This window comes from Cyclobacterium xiamenense (assembly GCF_042140265.1).
In the GTDB taxonomy this organism is placed as follows: domain Bacteria; phylum Bacteroidota; class Bacteroidia; order Cytophagales; family Cyclobacteriaceae; genus Cyclobacterium; species Cyclobacterium xiamenense_A.
Genome location: NZ_CP159481.1, coordinates 4,442,883 through 4,466,211 on the forward strand (window position 1 = coordinate 4,442,883; position 23,329 = coordinate 4,466,211).

A 23,329-nucleotide genomic window follows, 5' to 3' on the forward strand; every position below is an offset into this window, starting at 1 on the left:
AAACGCTTCAAAAGCTTTCTTTATCCCTGCAAACCCGTAGCAGGAAATCCGAACCGGCAGGTAAGAAACAGGCCCCGGTTGGTTGCGACTGAAGCCTAGGCTTATACGCTTTTCAGATCGATCACCTCAAAATTCCTGGCATCAAAATAATCGTCCAATCCATAGTCCGTGTTTATAATGATACCGCCCAACAAAGTTACCCTCTTCACATGAAATTCATCTTTGCAGGTTTTCAGGTATTGGCGAATCTTCTGGTCGATGATACGGTAGGTAGCTTCCGTAATGGCTTTTGGGGGATTCTCGCTCGCAAGTATCTCCGCTCGATAGGGAAGCAAACTTTCTTCCAACTTCATTTGCTGGTAGTCGTCCTCGTTCAACAGGGGTGTGTATCCGTCCGTCCGGAAACGATCCAGGGCAAGCATCAAGGCCCCGCAGGAATTGCCTTTTGCTTCCATTCTCGGGCGGTACATCTTACCCAATTCCCCATCCAGGGTAATTCCGATATGGGGGCCATAAAAAATAAACGCACTTCCTTCATCCGGAATGTGGTGGGCATAGGCCGTCATGCCTGTTTTTCCGACAAAGGGAATGCCGCCCAGTCCACCCATCACAAAAGGTCCAAACAAGACGTTGAAGAAGGTGGTTGACGGCACGTTGATATCGTCCGAACAAACGGAGGTAGCCATCAGCACTTTTGAAATATCGAGTTGATGCTCGATCTGCATTTTTCCCAAAAAATGAACGGAGGTGTCCTTCGCATCCCTGGCATTCGGGAATTCCTTTTTTACTATTTGGTCAAATTTCCTCTGTAACATGCGTCAATTGTTTATACGGCCTGATTTTAGCCGTACAAAGGTAAGCAAAATTTACAAGGTGTACTAAGGGCCATTGAACGCCTGCTAGAGCGGATACCAACCGATATCGCGTATACCCTGCCAGGGATCCTTTTCACTTCTTTGCTTTTTTAATCAATTTAATAGCCCAGTCATAATGGCTCGAAGTAGCTGAAATCAAGTAAGCTCCCAATGATGTAGTTCCCGTCCATTTGTATCGTTTCTTTTCAAATAGTTCTTCCTCACTGAGTTTCTCAATCAAACTCCTAAGATCTTGGTAGCTTGATTTGAACTGCTTCCTGGCCTGTTCAAGGGAGGTGTCCTTGTATCGTTCTCTAATCCAGCTGTTTAGTTCCGGGAGGGTTTTCCAGGTGTATCCTTTCGCTGGGATGTCTGGTTTTTCACCGTTCATTCCGATGGTATACCAATCGATCATCAGGAGATGCCAATGATGAAGATGCATCAATACGTCTCGGATATTTCTATTCATGGTCCCTTTTGGAAAATCTGAATGCTGTTCCTTTTCCGTCAAGCTGCCGATGAAATCCATAAGAAGTTCAAAATTCCTTCGGCTTAAGTCCAGCAATTCCGTTTTGCTTGTTGGTCTTGCCATACGTCCTCTGAATGTCTTTTAAATGTTTGTGAATGTGATTTGAAACGACTTCCAAATGCTCGGTCTTTGTGTAATCCCGTGAGCCCTTTTTATAGGGTATCTGGTGGATTGTGTCTTCAAATACGAATGCTTCAATCGTATTCTGAGCATCTTTTAGACGTTTGATTAAGTTTTCGATTGATTCGTTTTTTGTAGTTTCAACACTTTGTCTGTTGACTTCTGACAGTTTTCCTTTTAGCGGCTTTGGTTGAATGCCCTTGCCTACGTCCGAAATATTCCTTGCAAAACTCTCGTGCCAAAACGTAAGATGCCCCAGAATGTCCTTTGCATTCCATAATTCATAAACCATTTTATGGTAGTCAAGCCCTCGCTCGAAAAAGGCAAAAAGCTGTTCGAGTTCGTTCCTCAGAATTTCAACAGTTGCTTTTAAAGGTTCCTTTTTGTCTGTCATTTCTGCTTACGGAGATTGGCGGTCTCGGCTATATGTAAATAAAAAAATAGGATCATTGGTACCGTTTCTGTCTTTTAGCTTGCATGTGCCCACTGGCTAACGGCAACCCTTGCGGTGATTTCCCGCTTTGGCGGGGACGATCAGTCCCCTAAATATAAAGAAATTCGAAGGAATAACAACTATATTCTTCAGTATCTTGGAGATGCAGGGCCGTTCCTACCCACTAACCTTTGGATTCGTTGCTAGCCGCGTATACGGACCCTACCCTGACAGGTACCTGCCCGGATATGCCCCTCTCCCGAAAACGAAGAGCCATGCGGCGCCCTGCATCGGGAAACTACAGGCCTCCCCCTCGGCTGGGCGTTTTTACTTCTGTTCCGAAAAATGGCCGCCTCAGCTGGATGCATCTCCCCTGTACCGAATGTAACCCAGTTTGCAAGCGACTCGCAACACGGGCGGAATCAAATGGTCCATGCTTCCCGTGTGATAAAAAAATACCAAGCGGGTGAATTTAAACATCACCCTATGCCAAGCCCCTACGAAGTGCGACAAACCCTTGCTCTTATCGGCTACGGTGGATTGATACCTGTTTTACCTACCTCGATACGCCTTGCTATCGGGACGAGCCAGGGGCCAGCAATTAAGCGAATACCCCACTTACACTGCAGGTGGATGGGTCTCTTCCGGTAAATGGAGGGCTTCCCTTTCCGGGGGCGTTTGCTTTTTCCGGTAAAGAAAATGTCCACCGTCTTTAGAGCCAGGAGGGTACCGGCACTCAGGGAAAAAAAACTGCTGGATACGAAACCGGCAAAACTACTGCTTTCCAAAAAGCGGGTCATCTATGGCAAACCATTCATTTCAAAAGTCCTGGACATGCAGGTACTTTTCTACTAAAAAAGAGGCCCAAACGAAAGACTTACTAAAAAAACAGCTACTTCCCATATTTCCCGGCACTTAAGAAGCAGCGGCCCAAACCATTATACATGTAACGACTACCCCGCACCCTGTTAGTTGTATCGTGAAGTTCAACCTGAGCTCATCGACGTGCTCAAAGCTGCAGGCAGACCAGGCTGTCCCAGCCATCAGAAAACTTGGTTAACAGCTAGCGTGTTTCAATTCAATTTTCGATATTCACTCGGACTCATTCCTGTTTTTGACTTGAACAGGTTACTAAAATGTTGCGGGTATTCAAAGCCCAGAGAGTAGCCAATTTCACTAATTGAAATTTCGGAATTTAGCAGTCTATTTTTTGCTTTTTCAATAACGAAAAGATGTATGTGTTCTTGAGCAGTTTTCCCTGTTTCTTTCTTCAACAAATCGCTTAAGTAACTTGACGAGAAGTTCAGCTCGTTCGCAATATATTTAACGGTAGCCATACCCATTTCAACCACCGCTTCCCCGTCGTAATACCTTTTTAAAAGCTTCTCAAATTTTGAGACATAATCCAGATTCATATTCGACCGGGTGTAAAACTGCCTGTCGTAGAACCTTGTGCAATAGTCGAGTAACAATTCAATATTCGAAACGATAAGGTTCTGACTGTGCTTGTCTAAGTTTTGACTGTATTCCTTTACGATTTTATCCAAAATATCTTCGATCGTGACGAGCTCTTCTTCCGAAAGATGCAGGGCTTCATTCACCTCGTAGTTGAAAAATGAATATTGACTCATTTTGTCGGCCAAACTCGATTTCCGAATCAAATCCGGATGAAAAGCCAACGTCCAGCCTTTGTTCGCATCGTCATCCCTTGGCATTTCCCCCTCAAAAGTCGTAACCTGACCGGGAGAAATGAATACCAACGTACCTTCCTCGTAATCATAGGAGTTTTTCCCGTATACCAGATTCCCACAGCCTGGCTGTTTTAGGGTAATCTGATACAGGTTATTGATCACCTTTAAACCACTGAAGTCTATGGTGGGCCTAAAATCTACTGCCTTCACTACTGAAACCAATGGGTGCTTAGGTGCAGGAAGCCCTACAGCTTGATGCGCCTGACTGATGGTGTTTATTTCAAACGATTTCATGGTACTTCCCAAAAATAAGGGGTATGGCATGACTATACCTCCTATACGCTGATTAAATTTTACAAGCCAAGCTGTTGCTTCTGCATCGCAAAGAATTCCTCATCCGACAGGTTGGATCGTGCATCCAATACCTGCAAGGCATCTGCTCCTGCTCTGTACCGTAACGTGTCTTTGCCATCGGTAGCAGCCGTATAAATGACCGCTGCAATTTGTTCGGGCTTGCTCATGTTTGCAGGATCCATGGAGGCCTGCATCGCTTTCATCAAGTGTTCTACGAAGTCATTGTACTCGGTAAGTGCAGGATTGTGTTGCATGTCCATGGAACGACCGCCAAAATCAGTAGCCACGGCACCGGGTTCGACCAACTTTACTTTTACTCCAATAGCAGCCATTTCCCATCGTAACGATTCAGAAAACCCTTCTACAGCCCATTTGGTAGCATGATAAAGCGGCATTAAAGGAAACGTCATTCTCCCACCAATAGACGATATATTGATGAACATGCCCTCCTTATTTTTTCGAAAATGAGGTAGAATCTTTTGAGTAACGTCAAAAAGTCCTTGCACGTTTACACCAAATTGACGGATAATACGCTCTCGTTTGGCAGATTCGAAGGTTCCCATCAAGCCATATCCTGCATTGTTGAGCACAACATCTATTTTACCAAATTGCTCAACACCTTCCCGCAGCGCACGATCGATGGTGTCGGGTTCCAGTACGTCCAGTTTGGTTACCCGTACGTTCGAAAGGCTTGTTAATTCCGTTTCCTTTTCAGGAGTCCGCATGGTAGCGATCACATTCCAGCCCTTTTCTTGAAACAGTTTAGCAGTCGCTTTGCCGATTCCAGAGCTTGCTCCGGTCACCAATAGTGTTTTGTTCATGTTGCATCGTTTAAGAGAGATTCCAAATAGGTTTTGACGGATAGGTAGGAGATGGACTCAAGAATTAAAAGTCCCAGAAGATAGATAAGGACACTGAATAGTACTCCCTTCCACAATGGCTGAATGCCAATCAAAATTAATGCAAGCAGGGCCAGTATAAGCGCGACAGCCAGGCCTTTGACTATCGCAGGCACACGTTTATTCACGCCTTGCATCCGCTCAATTTCCTGCTGCCTGAACTCCTGTTGGTTCGTTTGATAGGTCTCCGTTTTTGTTTGCAGAAGTGTGTTCTGATTCGCAATAAAACCTACCCCGCTGGCTAGAAGGAGCATGCTTGTTACAAAAAAACCATTTCTTAAACCCTGGGTAATGGGGGTCAACTGGCTAAAATGCAGCAGTATACCTGCGATGAGAAGCAATACACCAAAAATGACGAACTGCATTCCCGTTGCTTTCTGCGCTGCTATGTAACTTTCAAAGTGCTTCAGGACTCCCATCTTGAATTCGTTTAAAGGGTATCAATTGACCTGTAGCTCTTTGAAAAGCGCTTCAACCGTGATCTTCCCTAGCTCATCACAGGCTTTTGGACTGTCACCAGAGATCAGCTTTCGGTCTATATGCGTAGCACCGGTTATCTTATCGTTTATAACCGTAATGCCTTTCTTTTTCAAGTGCTTCACACTGAAACCAGGGAAGCTGCCCCGGTAGGTAGCCGAGCGAAGGCGACTGTTTATCAAATTTATCAGGAAAGGCCACTATTTTGTAGCCTTTGTATGGATTGGGTTCATTCTTCCTGTCTTTAGCTATCATCGCTGCAGGCCCATGGCATACAGCTACCAGGTATCGGTCAGACACGTTGATCCATCTAAGTAGTTTGCCTACATTTTCATCGTCAGGAAGACCTACCATAGAGCCATGCCCACCCGGCAAAAAAAGGGCCACGTAATCAGATGCTTCCGTTAATTCATTGCTTTCAACCAGGTTTTTTAAGGACTGTGGCTTATTGAATTTGGACGCATGCTTGCTTCTGAATTCAAGTACCGCTTCATCTTTTTGTGGTACCGACCATTCTTCAAGTACAGCTGCTTTCCCCGTTGGAGTTACCACGTCAAAATCAAACCCGGCATTTACTAAATGCATCAAGGGTACCATGGTTTCTTGCACGTTGTTTCCTGTAGAAAACTGCTTGCCGTTGGTCATTTTGAAATAACGCTCCTCCGTGCAAAGCACCAATACTTTCTTCTCCCCGGTATATTTTTTGCCACCAAAGTCCGACGCCTTGTAGCCGCTCACCTTATCAACACCAAACGTTCTTCCTACAGGAGAAGGAATAAAACCGGCGCCACTCTTTTCTTTGGTGGGCGCAATTCCGAATATCTTTCTAAGCATGTGAACCTCGTTTTTTATTTGTACCACAAAGATCAGCGGAACCACTTGAGGTTACTAAATGATTTCACGGAAAGACTAAATGAAATCCAGGAAGTTGGCTTTTTTTAAAAATTGTCGATCCCTGTTTTGCCTAATTTCTGGCTACCCGGATCCTTTGCGGTTGCTTCCCATTTCGGCGGTATTCATCCCTCCCCGGACTAGGGAAAAATCCAGGGGACACCCACTAGCGGCTCAGTGCCCTGCAACGTAGCCAAGGCTACGGCTCGTGCACACCGGCGTTTGGATTCGGTGCATACAGCGAACCAGCCCCCCTTTTCCGGTGATCCTGCCCGGATATCCCCCTCTCCCGAAAACGAAGAGCCATGCGGCGCCTTGCATCGGGAAACTACAGGCCTTCCCCTCGCCTGTGCGTTTTAATTTATTCCCCAAAAACGGCCGCTGCGGTACAAATTGACGCCCAGCTGGATTTATCTCCCCCGTACCTGTAACCTACTTCGTAAGCAACTGGCAAAACGGGCGGAATCGAATCCAACGGCCGATACTTCCTGTGTGGTGAAAAAATACCGAGCGGGTAAATTTGAACCTCAGCCTATGCCTGGCAGCTGCGAAGCCCGAGGAACCGTTGCCTTTATCTGCTATAGTGGATTGATGCCTGTTTTACCTATCCAGACACCCCTTGCTATCCAGACAAGCGATGGGGTCAAAGGCTACGCTAACATCCCCATTTGCACTGATTTGATCCTGCAGCAGGCGGATTGCCCCCTCCTGGCAATGCGGCGTAAGGTTTTCCTTCGGAAAAAATCTCCCAAAGCAGAGAGACAAAAGGGAGCGCACTCGACAAGGCTGAAAACCGTTTCGGTCGGCCATTCCTATCCCCGGTGGGTTGATCTCAACCAGTGCCCACTCCCATTTCGGATCGGTATGGGAAAAGTCAAAACAAAAACCGACAGGTAGAACCTGTCAAATTCCCAAGCCTATCCCACTGCAAAAAAAGTAGTGATGGCTTTCTATGTTGATTGGTATTAGTTCATCTGATAATTCTTTAGATTTTAATAATCCAGTGTGATGATGCGTCCTTTGGTGAAATTGAAGAATTTATCTTTTTGAGCGGTCTGAACGCCTTCAAGCAAGTCTTCAGGATTGAATCCTGCCACTTTCAAACAGGTCGGACAAGCATAAACTCCTACTTCGTTTTCTAAGAGTATTTTTAAGTAGGTTTGAAAGGTCTCAAAATCCTCATGCGTCAAATCATTTGCGTCCTTGACTAACAGTTCTACTGCGTTAATATCCATATAAACAAGAACATCTTTGTCTTCCGCCATCATTACAGCCATTTTCATTGGCATCAGTACTTTGTGTGGGTCATTGTAACTTTCCGTAATATGTATGAAGACACCGTCTCTCGATTCTTCGACGATTTGTGAGGGTCCAACTTCCTGTGCAATACCGTTATTGTCCGTTGTCGCTTGGTTGCAAGAAGAAATGAGAATTGCTGCTACTAGTAAAATAAGTCCATTTTTCATTTTTTTTCCCTTTTTATTTTTATTGACTTGTTTGCAAAACAAATTGTCGTTGTAGTCCGTTTTCGTCATGGTTTGAAACTGGCTATACGAATGGCTAGGCGGACCTTTGCGGTTATTTCGCGTGCGACGGTCACCATAACTCTCCTAAATATAGGAAAATTCCAGGAAACGCCCACTAGCGGTTCATTGCCCTGCAACGTAGCGATTCGTAGCTCCCCGAAGCTGACCAATTTCGGGCACTTCCCGTTCCGTTTAGCAGTTAGTTAATCCAGGCAAATACGTTTATATCGACGCTTTAACCCGCATTACGTACAGCCCACACCCCATCTTGTGTGCCACCTTTTATTCATTTTTCCGAGCTATGTAAAATCCGTAACTATAGTAGTCCTTGAATTTTTGGTACAAGTCGATTTCAGCTTGATTATCTTCAACTACTTTTCTTGCAAGTTCTGAGTAGTTGTTGCGTTTCAGAAAGTGCTCAAATCTTGCTTGCATTGGCTTGTAATAGGTCTCAATCCAACTGTCTTGACCTAAATAAAAATATCCGACAAGCGAATAGCCATTATTTTCCAATTGTTTGATTTTGTTGGAAGCAGTGTTGACCTCTGGGTATTCCGCTTTCCAAAACTCTTCAATTTCTTCTGGTCGGGTTTGAGTTATCCAAGTGATTTCACTTACAGCCAAATAGCCACCGACTTTCAAATAATCCTTCCATTTTTTAAGTCCCTGTTCAAATCCAATGTTATAAATCGCTCCTTCCGACCAAATGAGGTCAAATTCGCCTTCGGCAAAAGGTAAATCGTCCATTGATTTTTCAAGCGTTACGATTTTGTCGGTCAACCCTAAATTTTGAGATTTCTCATTGAGTTCCTTCAAAAACTCCGGAAATACGTCAACTGCGGTTATTTGTCCATTTACTTTTTTAGCAAGTAAAATCGTCTGTCCACCTGAACCACAACCAATATCCACCACTTTCAATTTTCGGTCAGTCGGCAAATTCAGTAAATCAAGAGCTTTTAGGGTGTCTTTTTCGCTACCTGGCCCTTGTCTTTCCGAATTTTTATGCAAATCAATTAGCAGTTCTAATTCTGTCATTTTTCGTTAATTTAGATTGCGCACAACGGTTTTGTGTAGGAGCTGTAACGAATTTAAATTCACTTACTTTTTAGTTATTCAGGTAGTAAATAGTAAGCGAATTCGTTCGGTTGTTTACGTTAAACCGCTATTGCGTATACACCGTGTATGCCTCGTTAATTGTTTATCTTGACAATTTGTCTAAAATTCCACTAATCTTAATTTTTTCATTAAGGTTCAAAGGCGTTGTGAATTTAGTAAAAATCAAATCAATTTTTGGTTTAAGTAAGCTCAGTTCTTTACTTCCATTTTTTGTTATCTTTATCCTTTTTGCTCTTTTATCTTCTTCGTCTGGAAACTCTTCTACCAACTTATTCTTTATCAGTCTTTTAATAATTTCTATTCCTGTTGGTGCTTCAAGGTTATGCATTTCCACTAATTCCATTTTTCTGAAGCTTTCTTGATAATCTAAGTGTAAAAGAAAACTGTACTCATCAATAGAAGAAACAAGGGAACCTGACAAAACGCTTTTCGTTTGCCTTTTCAATGCTTTATTCAAATGCATCAATTTAAAAGCTATTAGCAATTCATCGTGTGTGGAATGGCCCCCATTATCTTTGCTCGTAAATAATTTGATGTTAAGCCAAATTGTGAAATCTTCGATGCTAATGGAAGGGTTTCCCTCTTGATATTCCTCTACATACGTTATTAATTCCTTAAGTAATGTGTATTCCATCCTGATATTTTACATCGATTCTGAACAAATTTACAAAATATATTGTGGAATTGAAATAATTCTGTAAATTTACATCAGAAACATAGTTATAGATTAAATTTACAATGAATATGAATAATCCAACGTACACTTTTGTATCGGTATCCACTGCTAAACCAGGGAAATTTGAAGACTTAATCCGAATGGCTACCGCTCCAACGAAGAAAATGGACAAAAAATCGGATGGTCTTATCGCTTATCAAGTCAGCGTTGATAACGAGAGAAACTCCGTAGTTGTCTGGGCAACTTATGACAAAAAGGAAACCCTTTACAATTTTCTTGAAACCGAACAAGGCAAGGACGACCACGGTGAAAATGAGGACATGGAAAGCATTATCGAATCATTCGTAATGTACGACCTTGAACCAGTTAGTGGAAGGCTTCTGCCCAAAAAGTAACTTCTATTTCAACAGCGTTCTTTCGTCCCGGTAGAACGCTGTTTTTTTCTTAACGAGGCGCAACGACTGCCCAACCGCAGCCAAGCGGCTACTTGGCTTTTGGGAGGCGGATGTAACTTCCATCCGTATAAAAAAATCTGTAGGAATCCCAACTAGCTTTATCAGTACGATTTGTCTTAGTCGTTCCACCCATAGGGAACCCCAGGCGTTGAAATCGCTAGTAATCGCTTCTCCGTGCACCTGTTCACACAGGTTTTCCCACAGCCTGGCCCGGAAGGTACCGCCGGGCTATACCCAATCCTGTTAAATTAAGAAAAAAGTGCTCTTAACAGCAAAATAAGCCGGTTTCCCTTAGGTAAACCGGCCTGCGTTACGTAGGTTCTGTTGTCTAAAACATATAGCTATGAACGTACAAAATACCAACCAAAACAGGAGGGGTAGATTTGGGGATTGTCCGAAGAAAAATCTTTAAAAAATCTCATCAGTTGACAATCAAAACCTTTACCGTTCATCTTCTGCTCATTTTTCTAGATCCTCCCCACTTGACTTTCAGCCGGTGGTACTTTCTGTCCGAACTAGGTTCAAATCAGCGGCGGATTACGACACCGTTGGTGTGCTACAACAGCTTGGTAAATGATCGGTAACTCAGCCTGCGGTTTCCCAAGCCCGATATACAATTGATTGGCAGTTTTTCCCTGATCTTTATTCCATTAGCTCAGAAACCTATCTGTATTTTGCCAACGCCAGATAAAAAGGGTGTCGAATCCTTGGCGGGGACGGCAGCACTTTAAACCTTTCTGGATCCAAATACGGGATTTCATGGCACTTTCCTTCCGCCTATTAAATGGAAATCTGTTTATGCCCGATTGAAAGCAACTCGATCCGAAGATCTTTAGTTGTGACAATATTTTAAGCCAATCCTTTTTGAAATCAAGGATCAAATTATTTAAATTTATCCAGCAGTATTTAATAGAATATTGTATATGCCATGACAAGGTTATACTTCTATATTCAGTTCATTAGAAGGTTCTTTTTCAAATGGTGTTTGTATGGATTCAGCTTGTTGTACCCTACGTCGTCGGTAGTTGGTCAGTTAATTGACGTGAGCTTTCGTCACTTTTCCACCGACAGTGGTCTGTCTACTTCCATGGTCAATGACCTATATATCAGTCAGGATGGATATCTCTGGGTCGCTGGGTTAGGTGCATTGACACGATTTGACGGCACGGAATTTACAAGCTTTGTTCCTATCGGAAAAGAAGCTAATTCTATTAACTTCACCTCTGTTGCTTCAGATAAAAAAGGTACCGTTTATGCAGTCGGTATTGACCCGTGGAATACTTACCATCTTTATCGATTGCTTTGTGATACGGAGGAGCTGACGGTGGTAGACGGTGACTGGGTCTCTGTCCATCCCATTCGGGCGTTGATCCCGGCCAAAAACGGAGAATTATTATTTATTACAACCGAAGAGGAGGTCATTTTGTCCGATGGTGATCGGATCTCACGATTGTTCGAATCGCCCGCGCAAACGCCTATCATCTCAGCCTTCTCTACGACTGAAAATTTCTTTTTTAGGACGTCAAAGGACATCTTTAGGGTAAGTCGCACGGGAACTTTCACTTCAATCAAAGAATCCGAACTACCTCCCTATGAGAAAACGATACCTTTGGAAGGTGATTATTACCCTATCCATAATGTGGCATCAAACGATCTTTCCTACTTTTTCCCCATGTTACGTAGCCTGCTATACTCGCCTACGGTATCTTCCTTTCCTGAAACATCCTACATTTTTCTTGACCCGACAAGCTCTTCCCAATGGAATATAAAAAAAAGGCGCATCACCCACGTGGATCGCAAGACCAGAGAAAGTAGAGACTTCTCTTTTCTTCTACAGGATTTCCCGAAAGCCCATGGTATTAAATGTGCCGTTATGGACCGTTTTGGGCAGCTATGGCTGGGCACAAACGACGGGGTTTTTGCAATAAAGCCGACATTTTCCATCGCGCAAAAACTGTTTACGGGAAGGGATAGGTTTGGCAATGCATTTAGCTTCCGGGGCATTGCCCAATGGAGGGGGAAATTGTACGCAAACAGTTACTCGGGAAGATTTAATTACCAATTCAATGAAGGAAGAGAATCACCGTTTTACAACGACACGCCTGTCGTGCATCCACTGGCAGCCCATGCCGGAAACGAAGCCTCCCTTTGGCTATCCGATGGTCATTACCTGATGCGGTTTCACGATGCGAACGGGAAACCTACCATCTATACACTTCCTCTCCTACCTCACTTTGATTACACCAGTTTGAACATATGGAGCATCTACGAAGACCCTGAGAACACCGTTTGGCTCGGGACCAGTGTAGGCCTTGCTGTTTTGGATAGCTTGGGAGGGCAGATACGCTTTATTTCCCCCCCATTGATCCCTTCAGACTCCATAGCAAGGGTCAACCACATACATCCTGTACAGGATGGCCTCTTATTGGCTACCACCTTAGGTATACAGCATTTTGATTTCAAGCAGGGGTTTAGTGGGCAAGTGGGAGTGTATGATTCATTGGTAACTCTTACCAAAGGCACGCCCATTTACCACTTACACATAGACAAGGAAGGCATTTTTTGGATCGCCAGTCATGGAAAAGGGTTGCTGCAATGGCATCCGGAAAAGAAGCAGTTGACCAGCTTTGACGCATCCAATGGGATAAGCAGTGGCGAACTACACGCTGTTTACGAGGACCATAAGGGAGGATTATGGATACCGTCCGAAGATGGGCTTTTTATGTTTGATCCATCCGAACAAAGAGCCGTTCGCTACGGAAAGGAACATGGGCTGACCGATGATGAGTTTAACCGCATAGCTCACTTTCAAGATCAGGAAGGAATCCTTTATTTTGGAGGGGTAGCAGGCATAAATTTAATCGACCCGGCCAACATTTACAGAAATTACGCAGATAGTACGTATTCACTTAAATGGAATGCCGCTGTAATTACAGCCCAGGATGGAAGCTTCTCGGAAGATATTACTTCTGCGGTACTTTTAAAAAAACCGATCATCCTCACCGGCGAGCCCACAACACTTTCCCTGAAGCTATTTAATTTGGGAGGATACGCGTCATTCGAATACAGATGGAAATCTGACAGTGCGGGCTGGCAGAGGTCGAAAGATCCCATGCTACACCTTGTGGACCTTCCGGAGCGACAGGATGAACTAATTATTAGGGCACTAGATAGCCGGGGTAGCGTGGTCGGTATGCTAAATCTGCCCCTACATATACAACACCGCTATACCATTCATGAACTACTGGTGCCCACCATGATTGGAAGCGCGCTGCTTGCCGTAGTGGTTTTTGCCTTCTTTTGGCAAAAGAAATCCCGTAAGGAGAAACGCCACTCCAGGCTAAAACAGGATAGACTCGCTTCCCCATTCGATCCACCTGTAGAACCACTTTCTGAATCGCTGGATGGATTTGCCGAAAAGATTGAGGGAGTTGTAAATCAGCACCTGTCCTCTCCGGAATTTGGCGTTAGCCAACTCAGTGAGGCCTTATGTTTGAGTAGAAAGAGCCTCTATCGTAAAACCAATCAGTTAATCGGAAAAAATCCCAACGAACTAATCAAGGAAAAACGACTAGCATACGCCAAGCAGCTGCTTTCCTATTCCGATCTCAACATTGCTGAAATCACCTTTAAGGTCGGGTTTAATTCAAGCAGCTACTTCACCAACTGTTATAAAAAGCATTATGGGCAAACTCCCAAGGAATATAGAAATGCGCTACTGAAACGAAAAAACTCCTAAGCGCAAGGGGTTATTCAGCGTTTCATGTCCCCAATCTTTCATTTTTTGACCCAAAATCAACATTTTTTTGCCTCCAAAAAGGCCAGATTTACAACGAATTTCAATCCACTTATTATGAAAAAGGGTCTATTCGTTTTATGCTTAATGGGGCAGATTTTTGTTGCGTATTCTCAAATGATCGCCAATGAGGCAGGCATCGGAATACAAGGCATTGCAAGAGATGCCAATAACAACGCCCGATCAAATGAAGATATTACCTTGCGGTTTACCCTGTATTACCTGACAGAAAACAATACAGAGGAAACCATTCTAAACGTAAATGAAAACCTTCAGACGGATGCTTTTGGGGTTTTTTCCTATGTATTGGAGGTAGGCCAGCAGCATTATCCGCTTATTGCCTATTACGAAACCTATCTAAAGATAGAAGAAGGCTCCACGAGTATCTCCGATGAGAAACTAAAACAGGTTCCCTACGCTGTCAGTGCAGGAAATGGAGTGCCCACCGGGTCCATTATGCCTTATATTGGAGATACCGCGCCCCAAGGCTGGGTGCTATGTCACGGACAGGATATCTCAAATATAGCAGGTTCGGAAAGACTGCGAAATCTGCTGGGCAAAGCGACCGTTCCCGATCTGAGGGGGATGTTTTTAAGAGGTACCGGTCAAAATCAGGAATTTGGAAAAGAAGGGCCGGACCTTTTGCAGACACAAGCGGATATGCTGGGAGCACATCGTCATGAAGCGGGCGCTGATATGGAGGCAGTGGGAGGAGAACATCAGCATTCCATTCGATCAGATGGCACACCTGCAGTAACTGGACTATATCGCTCAGTTGTAGGCTATATACGTAGCAACGGCGGTGACATGACCAATTTCTTTACACAGCGTGACGGGGCTCACACCCATCCGATAGAAGGAAGTACCGCCGAAACCGGAGGAAATGAAACACGCCCTGTCAACACGGGTGTAAATTACATCATCAAGCTTTGAGCCGACAAATGAAACGGCTAGTCCTTATATTGCCTCTATTGGTCCTTTGCATTGCTGCTGTCTTTGCACAGCGAGTCAATGTAAAAGATGTCACTGCTTCCCAGGCTATTCGTAATCAAGGGTTTACATTTCAGGTCGGAGTTCCTATACTGGGCACCAATAAGGCAGTGTCGGAACGAAGGTTTGCTCCTCTGGACATACGGTTTCCTTGGGACATTTTTTATCAGTACCAAACCTTTGCTCCCGAGTTTTTTGAAATATCGAAAGGATACTTTGGTGATAAGGTCCGGCTAAACTGGGAATTTCTAAACAATCAAGACCGCATTACCAGCGTAAAGATATTTAGAAGACTATACCGAGATAATTCACCGGATCCCTTTCAATTGCTGGCCAACCGACCAGGTACTACGACAGAATTTGAAGACGAGTTTGCGGAGGGAGGCATCTTGTATGAATATAAAGTGTTGGCCGAGGGTATTTTAGAGACAGAAATGCCATTCGTGAATTTCATTACAGGCATTGGCTTCCGTTCTCCCACGGCTACGGTAACAGGCAATATCTCGTTTGAAGGCGGAAATCCGGTAGCCGACGTGACGGTTTACGCGGAACCAACCGGTACTCCGATCAACACCGGAAGTGCACTCCAGATTCCGAGAGAGGGTGAACTGACACTGAACCTGGTCAACCGCCCACTCGAGGGATCGGTGGTGTTCCAAGCTTGGCTAAAACCCGATCAGGAGGAAAACAATCCGACGGGCAGGATCTTCCGTATGCAATATTTTGAAGAAACGCTGGATGCGCATTATGCTTTTGAGGCATCCAATCAAACCTTGCGTGTCACAGTGGATGAATCTACCTTCGAGATAAAAAACTACCTACCTAACGGAACTATTGACGCCCGTGGCGACGATCTCCTTTCTCCCATTGCAAACTTTGTCAATCAATTCACGCATTTCACCATCGTTCTAAAGGATAACGATCATCCGCAGCTATACCTGAATGGCCGAAAAATTGGAAAAGACTATTTGAACCTGATCAATACTACAGAACGGCTGTTGGATCCTACGTATGCCCGAAGCCCAATGGAGATCAGCACACAGGGCGACCCCCTGGTACTCGACCGTGGAGGAAACCAAGGCAAGTGGCAGGACTTCCGCATGGGAGGAGAAGGAAGGCTGATCCTGGATGAAATCCGGCTTTGGGACAACCGCGAAAACCGCTTGGACTCTGCCGCCATACGACAGGACTTCAAGCGCTATATCGGAGGCAACGATCGATCGCTGATCGCCTATTTTAGAGCCAATGAAGGCACCGGCCGGTATGCCTATGATCTCTCACGAAAGGGTTTTGAATACAATAAAAACGATATCCGCTTATACACAGATCTTACGCCGGAAGACCAAAGACCGAAGTGGGTGCGTGGGGGCGGAAACATTCCCAACAGCGACCAACTGGGCGTGATGGGAATTACCAATAGCAATGGAAACTATGAGATCAGTGCCATTTCCTATTCCGGCACCGGGGAATCGTTCAACATTACCCCAATATTCGGTCAGCACAAATTTGATCCCGGCCAGCAGATGGTGTTTTTGGGAAGAGGCTCTGAGGTGGTTAATAGGATAGATTTTACGGATATCAGTTCCTTTATTTTCAGGGGCCGGGTGTTGTTTGACACCAGAGGCGTTTTCCCCTCGTTTGTAGAAACCAATGGAGGGCAGTTTGAAAATCTCAGCGAAGGCATAGAGTATGTTTCAAACCCAGGGATTATCGAGGAGGGGTATAATTATTACGAAAAAGGGGGGCTGAAGTATCCGAAGGGCCAGTATTGGTACAACGATAACGGAACACCAGCAGACCCCGACGACGATTACCTGGAGCAATATGCGAGCATCAGCCCGCAGGAAATCAGCATTCGCGTGGATGGACAGATCGTAATGGGACCCGATAATCGTCCGGTGCAGCCCAATCAACAAGGAGAGTTTGAGATCAGGGTTCCCATCGGTGATCATGCAATTTCGGTGGAAAAAACCGGGCATCACTTCCTATTCAACGGCAGATTCCCTGCCGAGGAGGGGGAGTTCAAGGAGTTTTTTGAAGATGCCACTGAGACCGTGTATTTTATAGACACCACCCGGGTAACAGTGGTAGGAAAAGTGGTAGGGGGAAGCGTGGAGGCCGAGAAACCGATTGGATTTGGTGGAGAGGGTATTCGGATAGAAAGGTACCTGGATGAAGAAGGGGTTGAAAAAGAACAGGTAATTAGTGCCATCAATAATATAGGACTGGCAGAACTGGTGTTGGAACACCTACCCGGAGGAAACAATCCGACTGAGGAAACCCGGCATAGGTTTCATACGCATCCAGCGTCGGGCGAGTTTAGGATCAAGGTTTTGCCGCTTCAGTATGAAATAAATCAATTAAATGGCCTTCGGATTCCTTCAAACCCCACGCTTTCTTTGTTGGAAGCTACAGAAGAATTGAATTTTGAGCAGATAAGGCCCGAAATAAGCCCGGAGTTTATCCTTCCGGATCAGCGTAAGGTCGTTGGAGATCCCTTTCAATACGAGCTAAGTTTTGTTCATCGGTCGATGCCAGTGCTCAGGATCAATTCCCAAACCGTTGACCCAACGCTTCAACTAAATGATTCTACAATCATTAGCACAGAAGGAATGCCCTACCCCATCTTTACGCAATTCAGGGAGTATGAAATCGCTATGAGCAGTTTTGAAAGGTATGTAAACTTTGATGGCGGTGAAGAAAAAGAAGACCAGGTACCCATTTTGGATGGGGAAATGATCGTCAATAACAACCTTGCCTTGTATAATTCAGAGAATTTCTTTAGGGACGAAGTAGACCAAAGCATCATCCGATATACCTTCAAAGCCGGCAGCCCGGCCGTTTCGCCCCCCTTTACCCGAAGTTTGGACATTCGGTTTCGTGTAAACGGGGTGGATTACCCAGCGGAAAATTACCTGAGTGAAGGGATTATTCTGGGAGGGGAATCCGATGGCAGTCAGACCTTTATTACAAAGGCTCCCGATATTCCGGACATAATTTTGCGAGATCCTCCAGGTTCGAACAGCTTTGCTGCTATAGACCAGGGACAACGTGTGAGTTTTACCAGTAGGGTAAGAAATGTGTTTTCCGGTGGGCTTTCCTTGAACTTAAAGGTCATGTTCGGCGTGGAAGTTGCCGCAGGCGGTGGTATCGTTGGTCCGTTGATTACAACTGAAACCATAAACAATATCGAAACCGGAATAAACCTGGTGACGGGATCAACGGATGGGGAGTCGCTTACCAAAACCTACACCTTTACCCAGCGAATGACGACCAGCAACGATCCCAGGTTTGTGGGTGCCAAAGGCGACCTGTATATCGGCCAATCAAAAAACATTGCCTATGGTCAATTTGACAATGTACAGGCTTCCCAGGCTCGAATTGGGAGCAATCCGTTCCTTGAACTCCAAAACAAAGATGGTGAAAGCGCCTTTATCAGTACTCAGAAAGCCATATTCTTTAATGAACGGCCTACGGAAACTTTCTTTGTTTATACACAGGATCACATTATCAATCAATTGATCCCAGAACTCGAAAAGATCATAGAAAACTTGGATAACGGCCTTATCCAAGAAGACGATCCGGGAGTATTGAGCAGAGACGAGTACCTCGAGCAAATTTATCAATGGCGAAAAACCATCCAAGACAACGAACGGGCTAAAAACCTGGCCATAAGGGACAAATTCTTCTTTTCGAGAGCGTCCAGGCTGTTTTTAGAGGAATACAATACTGATTTAATCAATCTAATCAATGAGTCCGAGCTTCAGGGGGATGGGGCGGGTTCCTACGAAGGCAGGTTAAGGAACCGGTTGACCCGTTCGGAATCTTTATTGGAATTGATCAATCAAAGCCAGGTAAACAATATTTCCTTTGATGCGGGAGCGGGCGAAATTACGAGAACCGTAGAAACGGCAATAGTGAATGAAAATACAAAAGAATTTAACCTTACCATTGACGAAACGTTCGCATTTACTACAGGATTTCGCCTGAATAAAGCGGGATTACTGATTTTAGGTGGAGGATTTGCCAAGCAGGATATGAATGCCTCCTTTACAGAGGAAAGTGCCTCAACCGTAACCATCTCCTATACCTTGAAAGACCCTACCCCGTTTAACCTTTTTAGTGTCAATGTGATGAACACGTTCGACGGAAACGGGCCCGTTTTCAGTACGATCGGTGGGAGCACCTCCTGTCCGTACGAAGGGGAGGAACTCTCCTATTTCTATTCCCCTCAATTTCAAGGAAGTACATTCCCTATTTTACCAGTGCCGGAGGAGTATCGTGTCCCCTTAAGTAATGCTACCCAACGCATAGAAGTCCCGCAGATCAGTGTGGAAACAGCAGACCTGGCCAATGTCCCGGAAAGCCAAAACGCAGAGTTCAGGCTGATCTTGGAAAATAACAGCGCCGCGGAAGCAGACGGGTACTTTCAATTGATCGTGGACAATACGAGCAATCCAAACAATGCCATTTTCAATATCAACCAAAACGGAACGGTGGTCTTTATCCCTTACGGGGAAAGGGTAGAATACGCGCTAACACTCGGAAAATCCATCTCCGATGTCTATGATTACAAGGATATCAAGGTAATCTTGCAGTCTCTCTGCGACCCGATAAACACCTTTGACGAGGTGGTGATTTCCGCCCAATTTGTACCATCCTGTTCGCAAGTTACCCTGAGCGCTCCTCTCGAAAACTGGACCTTTAACCGAGAGACGGCATTTAACCTGGATGGCAGCAGCAATCCCTTACTGATAAACCTGGGTGGCTACAATCGAAATTTCGGTGGCTTCGAACGCATTGATCTGGAATACCGCCCCCTGGGCTTTCCCACATGGAGCAGGTTGCACACGTATTACAACCTGGAAGCCAGCTACCAAAATGCGCTAGCCTCCAACAGGCAGCAGATAAGCCTTATCGCCACCCCAAATCTGACATTCCCGTTTGACATTGTGGAAAGGGGCCTTGCCGATGGCCGGTATGAAATCCGGGCCAGAAGCACCTGTACCAATGGTACCGAATTCGTTTCGGAAGTTGTACAGGGAAGGGTAGATCTGAACGCACCCTTGCGATTTGGAACCCCCTCTCCTACCGACGGCATATTATCGATAGGATCAGATCTAAAAGTAAGGTTTAATGAGCCCCTTTTCTTTAATTCCGCAGTATCGTTGGTGGAAATAAAAGGACAAACCAACCAACTCCCGGTAAACCATGCGGTTTCTCTTCGATTCCAAGGGCAGGAAAACGTGATGATCCTGGAAAATCCCCAAATTCTGAACGAGGATTTGACCCTGGAATTCTGGATGAACAATGCCACGGAAGCACCTAACGCCAGGTTATTACAGCAGGCTGGAGGATTGGAAATTGCACTTGAAAACGGGGAATTGGCCTTCACCTTAGGAAATACCCGGATCAAAGGCCTGATCTCAGATGATGGTCTCTTTCATCATTATACCTTCACATACGATCACCGAAATGGGGATGTTAAAGTATACGAAGAGGGTACCGTGGTAGCCTCCGGCAATGGAGGCACAAACATGAGTATCGCCTCAAACAACCCCATTGTCCTGGGCGGAAACACCTTTATCGGCAACATCCACTCCGTTAGGATGTGGAGAAGAGCCATTTCCCTGCAAGATGCTTTTGCCAATATGTACAACAAGCTACAAGGAAATGAACCAGGTCTCATTGGCTATTGGCCACTTGACGAAGGCAGGGGGAATATTGCCCATGACCTCGCCCGATTCAAACATGCCCGCGTAGAAACGGACTGGGACATTAGACCCAAAGGAACGGCCTATCATTTTGATCAAACACAATACATGACCTTGGACAATGTTGGATTTGTACAACTTACCTCTACCATGGATGCAACCCTTTCATTCTGGGTTAAAACACCACAAGGTCACGAGGGAACCCTCTTTTCCAATGGAAAGGGCGATGGCACAGACGTCCTGCAAAGCAACGGATTTGCCAATAAGTGGGCCATCAATCTGAACGCGGAAGGTAACCTTTCCTTTGCCAGTGAGGGCTTGGAACTTCCCTTGACCACCACGTCCATTGCAGACGATACCTGGCATCATATCACCCTATTGCTCAATCGTTCCGGGAATTTAAGAACCCTGGTGGACGCCGAGGAGGTGTCCTCCCACTCGTCCACGGGTATCGGCGGATTTTCAGGAAACCGGATATGGATCGGTGCCAGAGGCAGTACGTCGCTAGATGGCGCGGAAAACGTAGACCGTCCCTTTCAGGGGCAAATCGACGAATTGAGGCTTTGGAACACGCTTAGGAACCAGGAGCAAATCAGTCGTGACAGGTACTTTGAAATCGACGAAACCTCCATAGGCCTACTTCTCTATGCCAGGATGAACGCCCCAGACCGCCTGACCAATAGCGGACCCAGGTACTTCCACGCCTTTAGCAATAACAGCCTGATCTCAACCCCGGCGTTACTTAGCCAAGGCGAGGTGAATTACAGCGCGGATGGTCCGCCGATCAAACCGGTTCGAAACCTGGTAAGATTCCAGGTAAACCAAATCATCAACGAAGATGAGATGATCTTGGAACCGGTTATCAATCGTTGGGCTGAAATTGAAGGTCAGGTATTGGACATCACGGTACACCGAATGTTCGACGGAGCAAATAACCAACAACAATCCCCCGTCACTTGGACTGCCTATGTACAGAAAAACGCCGTCAACTGGTTCGTGGAAGGGCATACAGCGCCTGTGGACCTGGTAAAAGAATCCGAGCAAGATATGACGCTGAACCTGGTTGTTCAAAACCAGGGCGGCACACCACAGTCCTTTAGCTTTAGCGGAGTTCCGAGATGGATCAGCCTAAGCAGGACCTCAGGAACGCTCCCCCCGCTTAGCCAAGTAACCATTCAGGCACATATTGCCCCGGAAATTACGCCTGGGGTCTATACCGAAAACTTGGTCTTGGATACCGATTTCGGATTCCCCCAAAGCCAGGTGATCAATCTTAGGGTGCTTCCCGAGAGCCCGGAATGGGAAATTGACCCTGCTGCTTTTGACTACAGCATGACCCTAATCGGTAGAGTCAGACTCCACGGTGTCTTTAGCCGGGACGGGATGGATCAGGTGGCAGCTTTCCATCAAGGAGCCCTGCGCGGGGTCGGAAATCTCAGCTACGAACCTGCCTATGATGAATATTTTATCTTTCTAACGATTTACAGTAACGAGCTCTTCGATGAACCGCTTTCCTTTAAAATCTGGAATGCGAGCAACGGTGCTATTTATGAGGCTACACTAAACAACCAACTGAGTACCCCTTTTATACTCAATAAGGTCATAGGTAGTTTGCAGGACCCTGGAATAGTTGCAAATACCGAAATACAGGAACAAGCGATCCCGCTGAATCAGGGTTGGACCTGGATTAGTTCTCGGGTACATGATCCCCTATTTGCCGACCTTAATCAACTGACCGCCGGCATGAATTTGCATACCGATGACCGTATTCAGAGCCACTCCCCCGCACTTTTGGAGACCTATTTCAGAGACGAACTACAACCTGGCAACAGCACTTGGTCAGGTACCATCAGCACTAGTGGCGGGCTGAGTGCGGAACGTATGTATAAGGTCTATTTACAGGAAGAACAATCGCTCCAACTCCGAGGTAGACCCGTGGATCTATCCGAGTGGACCTTCGATGTGCAACCCAACTGGAATTGGCTCCCTTTCCCAATAGGGCAGAATATACCTGTGAGAGACGCCTTGGCCGGCTTTCAGGCCACAGAAGGTGACCTGATCAAATCCCAATCCCAATTTGCCATATATGACGCACGTAACGGCTGGAGCGGTAACCTGACCTTTTTGCGGGCGGGAAGAGGCTACATGCTTAAATCCGCAATGGGTCAGCGCTTTGCCTATCCGTCCATTTTCCATGCCAACCTCCGAACCCAGCCCAATGAAAGCACCCAGGCAATGGCACCGGATGAAGGAGGGCGGATGCAGCCTTCCTGGCTTCAGTATCCGGAAACCATGAATGCCATCGTGCAACTGCCAAAGAGCTACGAACAGGTACTGGTCTATGACCGGAACGGTGAAATAAAGGGACAAGTAGCCCCCATGGAAATTGCTGGCAAAACCCTTGGCTTTCTCACCATTTATGGTGATCAAAAAGAGAAGCTGACTTTCTATTTGGGACGGGGAAGCGATGAAATAATGACCTCCACCACCTTTGAGTTCTCGGGAAACACAATCCTGGGCACACTCAGGCAACCCGTAGTCCTGCAGGTGGCTGAAACCCAACTCAACGTGATGCCCAATCCCTTCGACCATAAATTCATGCTTCAATTTGGTGCCAAAGAGGTGCAAGACGTTTTGGTACAAGTATATACCGTGGACGGCAGAAAAGTAGATGAATCGCTTGTCGCCGCCAAAATCGGAAAAAACCAAGTAGAATTCCGGCCGGCCATTGCAAGCGGAATGTACATCCTGCGTATCCAGGTCGATGGCCGAGTACTCCACAAAAAGATCATTCGACGATAATGACAC

The 23,329-nt window shown here is 45.6% G+C and carries 15 protein-coding genes; 5 read left to right on the forward strand and 10 right to left on the reverse strand.

Annotated features, from left to right (window positions below):
• Positions 1-101 precede the first annotated feature (101 nt).
• From ABWH99_RS18170 to ABWH99_RS18180, 3 genes are all read right to left on the reverse strand, one after another.
• Positions 102-815 carry a hypothetical protein gene (locus ABWH99_RS18170; RefSeq protein WP_375583236.1) on the reverse strand — a complete coding sequence of 238 codons (714 nt, stop codon included), beginning with the start codon at positions 813-815 and terminating at the stop codon, positions 102-104.
• Positions 816-948: 133 nt separating this feature from the next.
• On the reverse strand, positions 949-1,446 hold the full coding sequence (locus ABWH99_RS18175) for a ClbS/DfsB family four-helix bundle protein (protein WP_375583237.1): 498 nt from the start codon (positions 1,444-1,446) through the stop codon (positions 949-951).
• Positions 1,391-1,897: a hypothetical protein gene (locus ABWH99_RS18180; protein ID WP_375583238.1), complete on the reverse strand. Its 507-nt coding sequence runs from the start codon at positions 1,895-1,897 to the stop codon at positions 1,391-1,393. Before ABWH99_RS18180 ends, ABWH99_RS18175 begins: the two co-directional genes overlap by 56 nt.
• Positions 1,898-2,635: 738 nt before the next feature.
• Between ABWH99_RS18180 and ABWH99_RS18185 the strand changes: the two genes are divergently transcribed.
• Positions 2,636-2,791: a hypothetical protein gene (locus ABWH99_RS18185; protein WP_375583239.1), complete on the forward strand. Its 156-nt coding sequence runs from the start codon at positions 2,636-2,638 to the stop codon at positions 2,789-2,791.
• A gap of 218 nt (positions 2,792-3,009) precedes the next feature.
• On the opposite strand, the gene ABWH99_RS18190 is transcribed toward ABWH99_RS18185, so the two are convergent.
• From ABWH99_RS18190 to ABWH99_RS18220, 7 genes are all read right to left on the reverse strand, one after another.
• Positions 3,010-3,921 (reverse strand): helix-turn-helix domain-containing protein, encoded by a 912-nt coding sequence (locus tag ABWH99_RS18190; protein WP_375583240.1) that lies wholly within the window; start codon positions 3,919-3,921, stop codon positions 3,010-3,012.
• Positions 3,922-3,980: 59 nt separating this feature from the next.
• Positions 3,981-4,802 (reverse strand): SDR family oxidoreductase, encoded by an 822-nt coding sequence (locus ABWH99_RS18195; protein ID WP_375583241.1) that lies wholly within the window; start codon positions 4,800-4,802, stop codon positions 3,981-3,983.
• Positions 4,799-5,299, reverse strand: coding sequence for a hypothetical protein (locus tag ABWH99_RS18200; protein ID WP_375583242.1), 501 nt, complete (start codon positions 5,297-5,299; stop codon positions 4,799-4,801). Before ABWH99_RS18200 ends, ABWH99_RS18195 begins: the two co-directional genes overlap by 4 nt.
• 139 nt (positions 5,300-5,438) lie before the next feature.
• The gene (locus ABWH99_RS18205; RefSeq protein WP_375583243.1) at positions 5,439-6,191 is read right to left on the reverse strand and encodes a DJ-1/PfpI family protein; all 753 of its coding nucleotides are present in this window, start codon (positions 6,189-6,191) and stop codon (positions 5,439-5,441) included.
• A gap of 1,049 nt (positions 6,192-7,240) precedes the next feature.
• Positions 7,241-7,783: a DsrE family protein gene (locus ABWH99_RS18210; RefSeq protein ID WP_375583244.1), complete on the reverse strand. Its 543-nt coding sequence runs from the start codon at positions 7,781-7,783 to the stop codon at positions 7,241-7,243.
• Positions 7,784-8,056: 273 nt separating this feature from the next.
• Positions 8,057-8,809, reverse strand: a complete 753-nt coding sequence (locus ABWH99_RS18215) for a class I SAM-dependent methyltransferase (protein WP_375583245.1) — start codon at positions 8,807-8,809, stop codon at positions 8,057-8,059.
• Between the two features lie 163 nt (positions 8,810-8,972).
• Positions 8,973-9,524: a MarR family winged helix-turn-helix transcriptional regulator gene (locus ABWH99_RS18220; RefSeq protein WP_375583246.1), complete on the reverse strand. Its 552-nt coding sequence runs from the start codon at positions 9,522-9,524 to the stop codon at positions 8,973-8,975.
• Between the two features lie 110 nt (positions 9,525-9,634).
• Here ABWH99_RS18220 and ABWH99_RS18225 point away from each other — a divergent pair, with 110 nt between their 5' ends.
• From ABWH99_RS18225 to ABWH99_RS18240, 4 genes are all read left to right on the forward strand, one after another.
• The gene (locus tag ABWH99_RS18225; RefSeq protein ID WP_375583247.1) at positions 9,635-9,961 is read left to right on the forward strand and encodes a hypothetical protein; all 327 of its coding nucleotides are present in this window, start codon (positions 9,635-9,637) and stop codon (positions 9,959-9,961) included.
• A gap of 988 nt (positions 9,962-10,949) precedes the next feature.
• Positions 10,950-13,760 (forward strand): helix-turn-helix domain-containing protein, encoded by a 2,811-nt coding sequence (locus ABWH99_RS18230; protein WP_375583248.1) that lies wholly within the window; start codon positions 10,950-10,952, stop codon positions 13,758-13,760.
• 114 nt (positions 13,761-13,874) lie between these two features.
• Positions 13,875-14,750, forward strand: a complete 876-nt coding sequence (locus ABWH99_RS18235) for a phage tail protein (protein ID WP_375583249.1) — start codon at positions 13,875-13,877, stop codon at positions 14,748-14,750.
• A gap of 8 nt (positions 14,751-14,758) precedes the next feature.
• Positions 14,759-23,323 (forward strand): LamG-like jellyroll fold domain-containing protein, encoded by an 8,565-nt coding sequence (locus tag ABWH99_RS18240; RefSeq protein ID WP_375583250.1) that lies wholly within the window; start codon positions 14,759-14,761, stop codon positions 23,321-23,323.
• Positions 23,324-23,329 lie beyond the last annotated feature (6 nt).

Excerpts from the sequence above, each read along its gene's own strand:
- ABWH99_RS18240 (WP_375583250.1), top strand. The coding sequence starts at position 14,759 with ATGAAACGGCTAGTCCTTATATTGCCTCTATTGGTCCTTTGCATTGCT.
- ABWH99_RS18230 (WP_375583248.1), top strand. The coding sequence starts at position 10,950 with ATGACAAGGTTATACTTCTATATTCAGTTCATTAGAAGGTTCTTTTTC.
- ABWH99_RS18175 (WP_375583237.1), bottom strand. The coding sequence starts at position 1,446 with ATGGCAAGACCAACAAGCAAAACGGAATTGCTGGACTTAAGCCGAAGG.
- ABWH99_RS18170 (WP_375583236.1), bottom strand. The coding sequence starts at position 815 with ATGTTACAGAGGAAATTTGACCAAATAGTAAAAAAGGAATTCCCGAAT.
- ABWH99_RS18215 (WP_375583245.1), bottom strand. The coding sequence starts at position 8,809 with ATGACAGAATTAGAACTGCTAATTGATTTGCATAAAAATTCGGAAAGA.
- ABWH99_RS18220 (WP_375583246.1), bottom strand. The coding sequence starts at position 9,524 with ATGGAATACACATTACTTAAGGAATTAATAACGTATGTAGAGGAATAT.
- ABWH99_RS18190 (WP_375583240.1), bottom strand. The coding sequence starts at position 3,921 with ATGAAATCGTTTGAAATAAACACCATCAGTCAGGCGCATCAAGCTGTA.
- ABWH99_RS18195 (WP_375583241.1), bottom strand. The coding sequence starts at position 4,802 with ATGAACAAAACACTATTGGTGACCGGAGCAAGCTCTGGAATCGGCAAA.
- ABWH99_RS18200 (WP_375583242.1), bottom strand. The coding sequence starts at position 5,299 with ATGGGAGTCCTGAAGCACTTTGAAAGTTACATAGCAGCGCAGAAAGCA.
- ABWH99_RS18185 (WP_375583239.1), top strand. The coding sequence starts at position 2,636 with ATGTCCACCGTCTTTAGAGCCAGGAGGGTACCGGCACTCAGGGAAAAA.
- ABWH99_RS18180 (WP_375583238.1), bottom strand. The coding sequence starts at position 1,897 with ATGACAGACAAAAAGGAACCTTTAAAAGCAACTGTTGAAATTCTGAGG.
- ABWH99_RS18225 (WP_375583247.1), top strand. The coding sequence starts at position 9,635 with ATGAATAATCCAACGTACACTTTTGTATCGGTATCCACTGCTAAACCA.
- ABWH99_RS18205 (WP_375583243.1), bottom strand. The coding sequence starts at position 6,191 with ATGCTTAGAAAGATATTCGGAATTGCGCCCACCAAAGAAAAGAGTGGC.
- ABWH99_RS18235 (WP_375583249.1), top strand. The coding sequence starts at position 13,875 with ATGAAAAAGGGTCTATTCGTTTTATGCTTAATGGGGCAGATTTTTGTT.
- ABWH99_RS18210 (WP_375583244.1), bottom strand. The coding sequence starts at position 7,783 with ATGACGAAAACGGACTACAACGACAATTTGTTTTGCAAACAAGTCAAT.